Origin of the sequence: Salinimonas iocasae (genome assembly GCF_006228385.1) — a bacterium.
Lineage (GTDB): Bacteria > Pseudomonadota > Gammaproteobacteria > Enterobacterales > Alteromonadaceae > Alteromonas > Alteromonas iocasae.
Genome location: NZ_CP039852.1, coordinates 576,120 through 589,191 on the forward strand (window position 1 = coordinate 576,120; position 13,072 = coordinate 589,191).

Below are 13,072 nucleotides of genomic sequence, written 5' to 3' on the forward strand. Positions count from 1 at the left end.
CTGACAAAGCGCCGAATCAAGCCGACGCATGACGCTTAAATGCGCAGTAAGCTGGAGGCTTGTAGCTCAGCTGGTTAGAGCGCACCCCTGATAAGGGTGAGGTCGGCAGTTCAAGTCTGCCCAAGCCTACCATTTCTTTCTTGTACTGCGTTATTCGAACGTCGCGTATTGTTAATACGCTTCCTTATCGAATGCCTTGCCCAAGAAAGAAATGCAGTAATATAACGGTGTGCAGGAAGCGCGAAATCCTAATGAATATTTACTCATTTGAGTAAGCATTGATTAGGGGTTTTTACCCTAAAGCATTAAGGTTGGTTGCTTCGCAACTGATTACCTGGTGTTGCAATCGGCAAGTCCGATTGCAAAATAGTTCTTTAACAATTTGGAAAGCTGATATTAGTAATCAATCAAAATTGAGTAACTGAGAGAATTAACAGTGAGTTTAGTTTTAACAACTGAGCGTACTGTGAGTCCTCCTTGCGCAAAAGTCATCTAACGATGATTTTGCACGAATAGCTACTCTACTTGACTTGAATTGCTTGTTATCAATTAAGTTTGATGACAAGGCAAATCACGATTAGCTTGTCATCATACAGCAGGTGTTGATTCACCGGCCAAAGCAGAAGTCAAAAGGCTGTTTTGGGTTGTATGGTTAAGTGACAAAGCGTATACGGTGGATGCCTTGGCAGTTAGAGGCGATGAAGGACGTGTAAGTCTGCGAAAAGCTGTGGTGAGCTGACAAAACGCATTTGAGCCACAGATGTCCGAATGGGGAAACCCACCTGTTTACAGGTATCGTTGCATGAATACATAGTGTAACGAGGCAAACGAGGGGAACTGAAACATCTAAGTACCCTTAGGAAAAGAAATCAACCGAGATTCCCTTAGTAGCGGCGAGCGAACGGGGAGCAGCCCTTAAGCATTGAATGAGTTAGTGGAAGCCTCTGGGAAGTGGCGCGATACCGGGTGACAGCCCCGTACACGACGGCAAAATCAATGTGAAATCGAGTAGGTCGGGACACGTGTTATCTTGACTGAAAATGGGGGGACCATCCTCCAAGGCTAAATACTCCTAACTGACCGATAGTGAACCAGTACCGTGAGGGAAAGGCGAAAAGAACCCCTGTGAGGGGAGTGAAATAGAACCTGAAACCGTATACGTACAAGCAGTGGGAGCACCTTCGTGGTGTGACTGCGTACCTTTTGTATAATGGGTCAGCGACTTATATTTGGTAGCAAGGTTAAGCGTATAGCGGAGCCGTAGCGAAAGCGAGTGTTAACTGCGCGTTTAGTTGCCAGGTATAGACCCGAAACCCGGTGATCTAGCCATGGGCAGGTTGAAGGTTGAGTAACATCAACTGGAGGACCGAACTCACTGACGTTGAAAAGTCAGGAGATGACTTGTGGCTGGGGGTGAAAGGCCAATCAAACCGGGAGATAGCTGGTTCTCCCCGAAATCTATTTAGGTAGAGCCTCGGACGAATTCCATTGGGGGTAGAGCACTGTTAAGGCTAGGGGGTCATCCCGACTTACCAACCCTTTGCAAACTCCGAATACCATTGAGAACTATCCGGGAGACACACGGCGGGTGCTAACGTCCGTCGTGGAGAGGGAAACAACCCAGACCGCCAGCTAAGGTCCCCAAATATTGCTAAGTGGGAAACGATGTGGGAAGGCACAGACAGCTAGGAGGTTGGCTTAGAAGCAGCCATCCTTTAAAGAAAGCGTAATAGCTCACTAGTCGAGTCGGCCTGCGCGGAAGATGTAACGGGGCTAAGCAATATACCGAAGCTGCGGCAATGCGATTTATCGTATTGGGTAGGGGAGCGTTGTGTAAGTGGATGAAGGTGAACTGTAAGGTTTGCTGGACATATCACAAGTGCGAATGCTGACATGAGTAACGATAATGGGGGTGAAAAACCCCCACGCCGGAAGACCAAGGTTTCCTGTCCCATGCTAATCAGGGCAGGGTAAGTCGGCCCCTAAGGCGAGGCAGAAATGCGTAGTCGATGGGAAACGGGTTAATATTCCCGTACTTGTATAATCAGTGATGGAGGGACGGAGAAGGCTAAGCAAGCATGGCGTTGGTTGTCCATGTGAAAGTGCGTAGGCTGAAAACTTAGGTAAATCCGGGTTTTCAAGGCCGAGACACGAGACGAGCTCCCAAGGGAGTGAAGTTGTTGATGCCCTGCTTCCAGGAAAAGCTTCTAAACGTATGATTATGTGAACCGTACCCCAAACCGACACAGGTGGTCAGGTAGAGAATACTAAGGCGCTTGAGAGAACTCGGGTGAAGGAACTCGGCAAAATAGTACCGTAACTTCGGGAGAAGGTACGCCACCGGCGGTGAACGCTTTACGCGGTAAGCTGTTGGTGGTCGCAGTGACCAGGTGGCTGGGACTGTTTATTAAAAACACAGCACTCTGCAAACTCGTAAGAGGACGTATAGGGTGTGACACCTGCCCGGTGCCGGAAGGTTAATTGATGGGATTAGCGTAAGCGAAGTTCTTGATCGAAGCCCCGGTAAACGGCGGCCGTAACTATAACGGTCCTAAGGTAGCGAAATTCCTTGTCGGGTAAGTTCCGACCTGCACGAATGGTGTAACCATGGCCACGCTGTCTCCACCCGAGACTCAGTGAAATTGAAATCGCAGTGAAGATGCTGTGTACCCGCACCTAGACGGAAAGACCCCGTGAACCTTTACTACAGCTTGGCACTGAACATTGAACCTACTTGTGTAGGATAGGTGGGAGGCTTTGAAATGCAGACGCCAGTTTGCATGGAGCCGTCCTTGAAATACCACCCTGGTATGTTTGATGTTCTAACTTAGACCCCTTATCGGGGTTAAGGACAGTGTCTGGTGGGTAGTTTGACTGGGGCGGTCTCCTCCCAAATAGTAACGGAGGAGCACGAAGGTTAGCTAATCACGGTCGGACATCGTGAGGTTAGTGCAATGGCATAAGCTAGCTTAACTGCGAGACAGACACGTCGAGCAGGTACGAAAGTAGGTCATAGTGATCCGGTGGTTCTGTATGGAAGGGCCATCGCTCAACGGATAAAAGGTACTCCGGGGATAACAGGCTGATACCGCCCAAGAGTTCATATCGACGGCGGTGTTTGGCACCTCGATGTCGGCTCATCACATCCTGGGGCTGAAGTCGGTCCCAAGGGTATGGCTGTTCGCCATTTAAAGTGGTACGCGAGCTGGGTTTAGAACGTCGTGAGACAGTTCGGTCCCTATCTGGTGTGGGCGTTGGATGATTGATGGGAGCTGCTCCTAGTACGAGAGGACCGGAGTGGACGAACCGCTGGTGTTCGGGTTGTGATGCCAATCGCATTGCCCGGTAGCTATGTTCGGAACGGATAACCGCTGAAAGCATCTAAGCGGGAAGCCGGCCCAGAGATGAGTCATCCCTGAACTTTAAGTTCTGGAAGGGTTGTTTAAGACTAAGACGTTGATAGGCAGGGTGTGGAAGCGTTGTAAGGCGTTAAGCTAACCTGTACTAATTGCCCGAGAGGCTTAACCATACAACCCAAAGCGGCAAAGTCTGCATGGGTTGTAGACAAGCTAAGTAAAGTAAGAGTAGTTAAGTTACTCAATAGATTGAATATCAGACTTTCCCGAATTGTTAAGTTATCGACGATGTCGGTAACACCGTTTTATGTCTGGCGGCCATAGCGACGTGGCACCACCTGATCCCATTCCGAACTCAGAAGTGAAACACGTTAGCGGCGATGGTAGTGTGGGGTTTCCCCATGTGAGAGTAGCACACCGCCAGACTCCCAATTAAAACAAAAAGGCCATCCCTAACGGGGTGGCCTTTTTGCTTTAAGCGAAGTATGACAAAGCCACTTCGCGGTCATCCGTTCCCGAAGGGGGCGTTCCATGGTCTCGCAGAGCTCGACCGTTCTTCATTCTCGGTATGCCATTGGGCATCCCTCGTTCGCTACGCTCACCATTCATCACCCCCATGTGAGAGTAGCACATCCGCCATGTCTCGCTGTGAAGCAGTCCTATTCTACGAAGAAGCCCACTCAGTCGAGTGGGCTTTTTTCGTTTCTGGGAGTGCAAAAATAAATGGATAACTGAAATTCTCGGATAGCCCTTTCCCTCAGAAAGCACTGGCGTGCTACTCCCTCTTAGCGAAACCTAACCCATCATGCACATTTAACCGACTGGCTCTGCATAGGCACAGGCGTATCAACCCGTCCATGGTGCATCGTCCAGCTCGGCATCCATGCCTCGCGCTCTTAACTCTCGGCGTGCCACTGGCACCCCTCGTTCGCTTTGCTCACCGTTCATCCCCCAGTGTGGGCCCAGCCCCATGTGAGCTAGCACATCCGCCATGTCTCGCTGTGAAGCAGTCCTATTCTACGAAGAAGCCCACTCAGTCGAGTGGGTTTTTTTCGTTTCAGCGCAAGAAATCTCAGGCGCAGTTACACAGATAAACTCAACCCATCGCGAACTGGCTGGGTTTATGCCACTGCCTGACATTTTTCGTATCCATTCATCCCTGAAGCATTGTCCAGCTCGCCCCGGTAAACCGGTCTAGCCACTCGCATAGCTCGTGTCGTTCAATCGGCGCGAATGATACTAATCATTCGCTATATTCCGCTTTCACCCTGTGCTCGCGTTCGTTCCTTAGCGCGTGACCTTAAGGCACCCGCTATCTGCTACGCAGAGCGAAGCCTCGCCCAGTGTGGGCCAAGTTCCGATGAGTTGTTGCACACCAACCCCATACTATGTGCAGACTTCTTCGACAAAGTAGTCTCTGCGACTATCTCCATGAAAATAGCAGAAGAATTAATCATAGATCGCCGTATTGGCCACCAGAATATAATGCAAATAAGCTTTTTCGCTTTGTTTAGTTAAAACTCCTGTTTACTCTGGAGCAACGAAGACATTAAGAAGCCAGTGCTGGGTCAACGCTGAAAAAGCTAACACCCCTTTGTAAAGCAACAGTTTGCTTTACTGTGTGAAGTATAAAGGCTTACGGAGTAGTAATTGATTTGAGCTTTTCTGATATCATTAGCGCGTGATACGAAAACTTTATTTAAGGAAAACTGGAGCAGTGAAAAAGCTTCTAAAAGACAGTCTTCGGACAGGGATTGAATTTGCTGCCGCTAAAAGAAAACACTACTTTGACCGTTTCAATAAGAAGACGACGAAAGTAAAGTTGGTTGCCATAGCAAAGAATGAAGCCGCTTACCTGCCTGAGTGGATTGCCCATCACCTATACTTCGGTTTCGATCATATTGAAATAAATATCAATCGAACGAGTGACAATAGCTTATCTATATTATCTAAGTTTTCTGAGCTTTCGCAGGTAACTATCAGAGATGCCGATGCTTTTTTTAACAGCTACAAAGGAAACCCTCAAGTTGGCTTGTACAGAGAAGCAATTGTGAAAGCAAGAAAGGAAGGCTTTTCTCATATTTGCTTCCTGGATATAGATGAATTTTGGGTGTCAAAAGATCTGAATTCAACTATTCATGACTGTTTGAATTCGATTAGCAGATGTGACGTGATTTCCTTTGAGTGGGCGAATAAATACGAACCAGAAAACCATTTTGGGCCAGCTATATCACAACAAGTTCAAGTTCAGCGTAGGCCACAAGTCAAATCAATCATTGATACCCGTTCGCCCTATTACCGACTTAATCCACATAATATTGTAAATCCGTTTTTAGATTATAGAAATGCATCGGGTGAGACTTTTAAACATATCAATGATGCGTTTTCACGTGCACCAGATATCGAGCTGAAACAACCTGTTAAACCATATTTCATTATTCATCGGTACTACAGAAGCGAAGTCGAATACATTGCAACACTGGGTCGCGGTCGACCAAAATTCCCAGATGAGGGCAAAGTAAAAATTAAAGGCAACCGTAAAGGATATTCCGATGAAGACGACGCGATAACCATAAACTTCGATGCTGATAATTTCTACAAATACCAACAACATATGCAGAATGTTTTGAAGGAATTGCTTGAGGAAACAGAAGTTAGAAAAGCACAGAACTTTGTCAAAGAAACATACGAAAAAGTATTGATTATCGTGGAGAACAGCGACAAGAAGGATGAAGCGCTATTAACTAGATCGTTTAAAAACATCAAAGATGAGAAAGCGGTAGCGTCTCTAAATAAGTTTCAAGCCCGTCACCGGTAATCTCCGTGATCAACAATCCTCGCTGCTACCTTCCCATCTACGCGCGCATAACCTAATATGTCGTCACTCAGAATAACCGCTTAAGGTGTCCGGTGCCTGTATTACGTAATCATCATACCTTCAGTCTGAACGCTCACTGTCAGGAGCTAGAAGTTTTTCAAGACGCGTCTTCGGCCGTCTCACTGTGTGATCGATATCCCCATCATTATTTACTTGGGGAGGGCAGCAACACGGTTTTCATTGAAGACTATAGTGGTGCAGTGTTGCTAAACCATATAAAAGGACTTGAGGTAAGCGAGAGTCATGCAGCTTTCCATCTTCGTGTTGGCGCTGGTGAAAATTGGCATCGGTTGGTAACAACTGCTTTAGAGCAGGGGTGGCATGGGATGGAAAACCTGGCCCTTATACCTGGCTCCGTCGGTGCGTCTCCGATACAGAACATCGGTGCGTACGGACTGGAGGTTGGTACTTTTATTGAAACTGTCGAGATGGTCGACAGAGCAAGCGGCAATGTAGTTATCCTAAGTCATGATGAGTGTTGCTTTGGCTATCGCGATAGTGTCTTTAAACAGGAGCTTTTGGGCAAAGTCATCATCACTCACGTGAACTTTGTATTACCGAAAAACTATCAGCTCAACACTAGTTATGGTGAATTGAGTACACTATCAGACCCTACGCCACATACGATCTTTGAAAAGGTTATCAGTGTCAGAAGCAGTAAGTTACCGAACCCTGATAAACTGGGTAATGCCGGTAGCTTTTTTAAGAATCCGGTTATCGATGTCGCCAGATTTAACACGTTGAAAGAAGAGAACCCTGAGATTCCGTTTTATAATATTGGTGGGAACCAGGTGAAAATACCCGCCGCCTGGTTAATCGATCAATGCGAATTTAAGGGCAAGCAGACAGGGGATGTACGGTGCCACCCAACTCAACCGCTAGTACTTACAAATCTTGGAAATGCGACAGGAAAAGATGTTATTAAAATGGCGCAGGATATCATGGCTGCTGTGGAATCAAGGTTCGGTGTACCATTGGAACCCGAAGTACGCCTATTGGGTAAAGAAGGACTGGTAACATTATGAAGCAAGCATCAAAAATTATTCGTCAGCACATACTGGCGTTGCTTTCTGATGGCCAGTTTCATTCAGGCGAAACAATCGCACAGGAAGTTAATCTTTCACGCACAGCCGTAGCGGGTCACATCAGCCAGTTGTCAGACTGGGGGCTTGATGTGTTTAAAGTAAAAGGAAAAGGATACCGGCTCAATCAACCGTTCGATTTACTAAATGCCGATAAAATCACTAAGCATATCCATGACTCAGGACTGGCGCTTGTGCAGGTAGCACCTGTGCTGTCATCTACAAATTCAGAAATTAAAAGTCGCATCACGCGAAAGCGAGATGATCTGGCTAATGGTGACGCTATCCTGGCTGAAATTCAAACCGACGGGCGTGGACGCCATGGTAGGCAATGGTTGGCGCCAGTAGGTGGCAGTCTTACCTTTTCGATGTACTGGTCTTTCCCCGATGGCTATCAAAGTATGGCAGGCTTATCGTTACTTGTAGGAGTAGCGATATGTGAGGGATTAAGAAAAGTAGGGGTAGAGGATGCGCAGGTCAAGTGGCCGAACGATATCTATTTGCACGGCAGAAAGCTTGCCGGGGTGCTTATTGAAGTTGAAGGGCAAATAGGCGCAACTGCACACTGCGTGATTGGGGTAGGGCTGAATATCAATGTACCTCAGGACCAGTATGATGTTGGTCAGCCGCATACTGACCTTGCCAGCGTGTTGACAGCCGGCGTTGACCGCAACTTGCTGGCGGCAACACTGATAGAATCATTGTGGCATTATCTCGACGAATTCTCTTCTTACGGCTTTGGTAAGTTTGTACCCTACTGGGAGTCACTCGACTTATACGCAGATAAAACGGTTGTCCTGCAAATGGGCGATAAGCGTTTTAGCGGAATTGACCGTGGCGTTGATGAGAGCGGTGCGCTGCTAGTAGAAACAAGAGATGGCATTATGCGATTCCATGGCGGCGAGGTAAGCCTGCGTGGTCACTGAAAGTCAGATAATTCTTATTGATGCAGGTAACACATCAATAAAATATGTCGGTCTGGATGCAGTTAAAACTTCCCTTCATACCGCAAATTCCGCAAAGTCATGTGTTCAGGCCCTACGCCAATATCCGCGTATTGCTTGTATCTACCTGGCAAATGTAGGCGATCAAAGTATTGAAGACCAGTTCCGCACGTTTTGTAACGAGATCGGAATTACATTTCGTCTTATTGAGACCCAGAAAGAACAATTTTCTTTGCTTAATGCATATTCTGATGTCTCGAAAATGGGAGTAGATCGCTGGTTGGCAATGCTCGCAGCACACGAAATGACCACTCAGCCTTTTGCAGTCATCGACATCGGCACTGCTATAACCTGTGACTTTGTAAAAGATGGTCAACATCTGGGCGGTTGGATTGCGCCGGGTTACGGCATTATGCGAGATGCTTTGGTAAAAAATACCGCCAGAGTGTCGGCAAATAGCGAAATTCCCACTCAATTTCAGCCCGGTACCGATACAGAAGAATGTGTGGCGATGGGCTGTCAGGCGGCGGTGCGAGGTGTTTATTTAAGCGCAGTTGATTATTTGTCGAGCAATCAAACCGACTTTTCCGTAATTATCGGGGGAGGGGGCAAAAATATGCTTGCATTCGCGCAATTCGATGGTAGCATCCTCGTCGCGAATTTGGTGGTGCATGGTCTTGCCCGCTACGCCAGAAATGATTTTCCGGCGCTGGTTTCTGAATGATGATAACTGCTTCAACACTCAGAAAAATTTGAAAGAAATTTCAAAAAGACTATTGCACTGAGTAAATGTTTACTCTAGAATGCGCACCCACTTGATGCAGTGCCGACTTAGCTCAGTTGGTAGAGCAACTGACTTGTAATCAGTAGGTCGCCAGTTCGACTCCGGCAGTCGGCACCATCAATCTCTGGAGGGGTACCCAAGCGGTCAACGGGAGCAGACTGTAAATCTGCCGGCTCAGCCTTCGCAGGTTCGAATCCTGCCCCCTCCACCACTTTTTCTATGAGGTGGCCAGAGAATTAGGATCGCGGGCATCGTATAATGGCTATTACCTCAGCCTTCCAAGCTGATGATGCGGGTTCGATTCCCGCTGCCCGCTCCATTTAGTGCTGATATAGCTCAGTTGGTAGAGCGCACCCTTGGTAAGGGTGAGGTCGGCAGTTCAAATCTGCCTATCAGCACCATTCTTCTCCCCAGCTCATATATATTGAACATATAATTTACAGTTTTCATGTAACTTTGCTGGGATAATAGAAAATGGCAAAAGAAAAGTTTGAACGTACGAAACCCCATGTAAACGTGGGTACAATCGGCCACGTTGACCACGGTAAAACCACTCTGACTGCAGCGATCACTACAGTTCTTGCAAAGACCTACGGTGGTTCAGCAAGCGCATTCGATATGATCGATAACGCGCCAGAAGAAAAAGCACGTGGTATCACCATCTCTACTTCACACGTTGAATATGACACGCCTACTCGCCACTACGCGCACGTAGACTGTCCTGGACACGCTGACTACGTTAAGAACATGATCACTGGTGCCGCGCAGATGGACGGTGGTATTCTTGTAGTAGCTGCGACAGATGGTCCTATGCCACAAACTCGTGAGCACATCCTTCTGGGTCGTCAGGTAGGTATTCCTCACATCATCGTGTTCATGAACAAATGTGACATGGTAGATGACGAAGAGCTGCTTGAGCTGGTAGAAATGGAAGTTCGTGAACTTCTTAACGAATACGAATTCCCAGGTGATGACCTGCCGGTAATCAAAGGTTCTGCACTGAAAGCGCTGGAAGGCGACGAAGAGTGGGAAAAGAAAATTATCGAGCTGGGCGAAGCACTGGATTCATACATTCCAGAGCCAGAGCGTGCAATCGATAAGCCGTTCATTCTTCCAATCGAAGACGTATTCTCAATCTCAGGCCGTGGTACAGTAGTAACAGGTCGTGTAGAGCAAGGTATCATCAAAGTTGGTGAAGAAATCGAAATCGTAGGTATGAAAGATACTACGAAGACGACTTGTACCGGTGTTGAGATGTTCCGTAAGCTTCTGGACGAAGGCCGTGCAGGTGAGAACGTTGGTGTTCTTCTGCGTGGTACTAAGCGTGACGAAGTTGAGCGTGGTCAGGTTCTGGCGAAGCCAGGGTCAATCACTCCTCACACGAAGTTCGAAGCAGAAGTATACGTACTGAGCAAAGACGAAGGTGGCCGTCACACGCCATTCTTCAAAGGTTACCGTCCACAGTTCTACTTCCGTACAACTGACGTAACGGGTGCTGTAGAGCTTCCAGAAGGCGTTGAAATGGTAATGCCTGGTGACAACCTGAAGTTCGTAGTAGAACTGATTGCACCAATCGCGATGGACGAAGGTCTGCGCTTCGCAATCCGTGAAGGTGGTCGTACAGTAGGTGCTGGTGTTGTAGCGAAGATTTTTGAATAATCTTAGCTGACACTTAGTCACTTAAAAAAAGGTCGCGCAAGCGGCCTTTTTTGTGTTCGTGACATCGTCCAGAAGATTTCAGCGTAATGCTTTCTATTTACCGCCCACCTCTAAAGCTGACAAAACCTGGATTCTTACGTTTTTGCATATAGGTAGCTGTCTGCTATTTTGATGCCGCTGCAATGCTTTGTTCATATTCAGTGTTTACAGTTATCGCACTGTTTCCTAGCGATAAACGAACATGAAGTTTGATTCGATAAAATCCCGATTACTCCTGATGCTTTTGATATGTGTATTGGGCATGTCATTACTCGTCATTAGCCAGCATTTTTTTACTCAAAAACTTGTTTCTTTGCATCAGCAGCGCGAATTGTTGCTCCGGCTGGGGCAAGATTTACTACAAATGCGCCGACATGAAAAAGATTTTCTGCTACGTCACGAAATCGATTATTACCATCGGTTCACCCGCCGAGCTGATATTTTTAACCAGCATTTAGCCCGCTTTGTCCCGATGATGAAAGAACATGGCTATCCTGACGACCTTGCCGGGCAATTAGCGCAAAGCATGTTCGACTATCAGCGGCTATTCAGTCAGGTAATTCAGCTTCAGTCTGAAATCGGCTTAACAAAAACGCTCGGCCTCAAGGGGGAGCTGTCGAAGGTGGAGCAACAACTGGCTCCTATTGTTGCCAGTGACAAAGCTCTTGCAGAAGCTCGGGTAGCGGCGCGTGAGTATATGTTGTTCAATGATAGCGAATCTTCAACACGCTTTTATCGCATAGCAGAGACGCTTGCGCTTCAGTCGGACACAGATAACGAAAAGGTACTCCTCAATAATTACATACAACTTTTCACCCGACTTACCAACGCGACCAGGGATATGGGGATAACGCACAATAAAGGGTTGCGTGGTCAGTTTCGCCAACAGGCACACGATGTTGAAGCACAGCTTGAACATGTGGATACGGCATTTCAGCCGCTCATAAATAAACAAACAGACCAGGTTCGTTTATATAGTCTCAGCATCGCGTTATTTACTTCAGTCGTATTGATTCTGTTATTGATCAAAAGCTTCGCGACTTTTCACAGTGCGTTTGCTAATTTTGTTATGTTTTTTTATCGCTGCAAGCGCCAGTATCAAAGAATTGACCCAAAGCAATTGGGTTTTGCAGAATTCAAATCGTTGGCCGAGCTGGCCAATGAAATGGTTGAGTCTCGACGAGATATGGAAATGCAACTGGCAGAAACGCAGGCAGCGCTCCGACGGCAATATCGCGTTAATCAGCAGAATGACGAAAGTCATCATCGGGAGAGTAATGAAATACCACCAGTTAGGAAGCAGTGAGCTTACGGTTTCAGAGATTTGTTTAGGTACCATGACCTGGGGCATCCAGAATACGCAGAAGGATGCTGATGAGCAAATGGGCATAGCGCTGGACGCAGGCATCAATGTGCTGGACACTGCCGAGATGTATCCGGTTCCACCTAATGCACCGACTTACGCGGATACTGAACGGTGTATAGGCGACTGGCTTTCACGAAATCAGCAAAAACGTCAGGACCTCATTGTAATGACGAAAATTGCCGGTGGCGGCATCGACTGGATCCGTAATGGTAAGAACATTACTGGCGAGGCCATCCTACCCGCAATAGAAGCCTCGCTCACTCGTTTGAACACTGACGTTATTGATGTTTATCAATTGCACTGGCCAAACCGAACCTCCCCCCATTTCGGAAAGCAGTGGGTAGGCATGACAAACCCAGAGCACCTGGACAAGATAAAGGAAATTGAGGAGATGCGGAGCATTGTCCTCGCCCTGGGGGAGGCAATAGAGAAAGGGAAGATCCGGTACTGGGGATTGTCAGATGATACACCATGGGGTATTCATACATTTCTTAAGTTATGCGAAGAAACCGGTGTGCCACGCCCGGTTTCAATTCAGAATGAATTTAATCTGTTGCATGCTAAAGACTGGCCGTATCTGATAGAAATGTGTCATCTGGAAAATATTGCCTATTTGCCATGGTCGCCGCTGGCTACAGGAATGCTAAGTGGGAAATATCAAAATGGTGCTCGGCCGGAAGGGTCTCGATGGACCTACGTACAGCGCCAGGGGTTATTTCGCGATACCCCGCTGGCACGAGAGGCCACAGATGCATATATGAAGATTGCAACGAGTGCCGGTATAACGCCCTCGCAGTTGGCGCTTGTTTGGTGTCAGCAAGTACCAGGCGTGACGTCGACAATCATCGGAGCAACATCAACATTGCAGCTTAAAGAGAATATTGAGGCCTTTAGTGTTGAGTTATCAGCAGAAACGCTGCAAAAGATCGACGAAACATTCCGGCGCTTTCCGATTGCTTTTTGA

8 protein-coding genes, 5 tRNA genes and 2 rRNA genes are annotated in these 13,072 nt (G+C 47.3%); 14 read left to right on the forward strand and 1 reads right to left on the reverse strand.

The features are described 5' to 3' along the window. Positions 1-55 precede the first annotated feature (55 nt). From FBQ74_RS02520 to rrf, 3 genes are all read left to right on the forward strand, one after another. A tRNA-Ile gene (locus FBQ74_RS02520) sits at positions 56-132 on the forward strand. Positions 133-650: 518 nt separating this feature from the next. Continuing rightward, positions 651-3,529: ribosomal RNA gene (locus FBQ74_RS02525) — 23S ribosomal RNA — on the forward strand. Between the two features lie 137 nt (positions 3,530-3,666). Beyond that, positions 3,667-3,782 (forward strand): 5S ribosomal RNA (gene rrf, locus FBQ74_RS02530). A 420-nt stretch (positions 3,783-4,202) separates the two neighbouring features. Here rrf and FBQ74_RS18895 read toward each other — a convergent pair. Beyond that, entirely contained in the window at positions 4,203-4,349 is a 147-nt protein-coding gene (locus FBQ74_RS18895) for a hypothetical protein (protein ID WP_168190591.1), read from the reverse strand. Between the two features lie 724 nt (positions 4,350-5,073). Between FBQ74_RS18895 and FBQ74_RS02535 the strand changes: the two genes are divergently transcribed. The 11 genes from FBQ74_RS02535 (at position 5,074) to FBQ74_RS02585 (ending at position 13,072) form a co-directional block, all read left to right on the forward strand. After that, on the forward strand, positions 5,074-6,174 hold the full coding sequence (locus tag FBQ74_RS02535) for a glycosyltransferase family 2 protein (RefSeq protein ID WP_168190592.1): 1,101 nt from the start codon (positions 5,074-5,076) through the stop codon (positions 6,172-6,174). Between the two features lie 92 nt (positions 6,175-6,266). Next, complete coding sequence (gene murB, locus FBQ74_RS02540) at positions 6,267-7,259, forward strand: UDP-N-acetylmuramate dehydrogenase (protein ID WP_139755175.1); 993 nt, start codon at positions 6,267-6,269, stop codon at positions 7,257-7,259. After that, a complete protein-coding gene (gene birA, locus FBQ74_RS02545; protein ID WP_139755176.1) occupies positions 7,256-8,242 on the forward strand; it encodes a bifunctional biotin--[acetyl-CoA-carboxylase] ligase/biotin operon repressor BirA in 987 nt (328 codons plus the stop codon). Before murB ends, birA begins: the two co-directional genes overlap by 4 nt. Further along, positions 8,232-8,984: a type III pantothenate kinase gene (locus tag FBQ74_RS02550; RefSeq protein ID WP_139755177.1), complete on the forward strand. Its 753-nt coding sequence runs from the start codon at positions 8,232-8,234 to the stop codon at positions 8,982-8,984. The genes birA and FBQ74_RS02550 overlap by 11 nt, the downstream gene beginning before the upstream one ends. Positions 8,985-9,085: 101 nt before the next feature. Next, a tRNA-Thr gene (locus FBQ74_RS02555) sits at positions 9,086-9,161 on the forward strand. Positions 9,162-9,170: 9 nt separating this feature from the next. Then, positions 9,171-9,255: transfer RNA gene (locus tag FBQ74_RS02560), tRNA-Tyr, on the forward strand. A 33-nt stretch (positions 9,256-9,288) separates the two neighbouring features. Further along, a tRNA-Gly gene (locus FBQ74_RS02565) sits at positions 9,289-9,363 on the forward strand. Positions 9,364-9,369: 6 nt separating this feature from the next. Continuing rightward, positions 9,370-9,445 (forward strand) — tRNA-Thr (locus tag FBQ74_RS02570). Positions 9,446-9,518: 73 nt separating this feature from the next. Continuing rightward, on the forward strand, positions 9,519-10,703 hold the full coding sequence (gene tuf, locus FBQ74_RS02575; protein ID WP_139755069.1) for an elongation factor Tu: 1,185 nt from the start codon (positions 9,519-9,521) through the stop codon (positions 10,701-10,703). A 241-nt stretch (positions 10,704-10,944) separates the two neighbouring features. After that, positions 10,945-12,048, forward strand: coding sequence for a chemotaxis protein (locus FBQ74_RS02580; RefSeq protein ID WP_139755178.1), 1,104 nt, complete (start codon positions 10,945-10,947; stop codon positions 12,046-12,048). Beyond that, entirely contained in the window at positions 12,020-13,072 is a 1,053-nt protein-coding gene (locus FBQ74_RS02585) for an aldo/keto reductase (RefSeq protein ID WP_139755179.1), read from the forward strand. The genes FBQ74_RS02580 and FBQ74_RS02585 overlap by 29 nt, the downstream gene beginning before the upstream one ends.

What these genes read in the sequence shown, in the direction of transcription:
- birA (WP_139755176.1), top strand. Translation starts at nt 7,256, where the DNA reads ATGAAGCAAGCATCAAAAATTATTCGTCAGCACATACTGGCGTTGCTT.
- FBQ74_RS02580 (WP_139755178.1), top strand. Translation starts at nt 10,945, where the DNA reads ATGAAGTTTGATTCGATAAAATCCCGATTACTCCTGATGCTTTTGATA.
- tuf (WP_139755069.1), top strand. Translation starts at nt 9,519, where the DNA reads ATGGCAAAAGAAAAGTTTGAACGTACGAAACCCCATGTAAACGTGGGT.
- FBQ74_RS18895 (WP_168190591.1), bottom strand. Translation starts at nt 4,349, where the DNA reads ATGGCGGATGTGCTAGCTCACATGGGGCTGGGCCCACACTGGGGGATG.
- FBQ74_RS02585 (WP_139755179.1), top strand. Translation starts at nt 12,020, where the DNA reads ATGAAATACCACCAGTTAGGAAGCAGTGAGCTTACGGTTTCAGAGATT.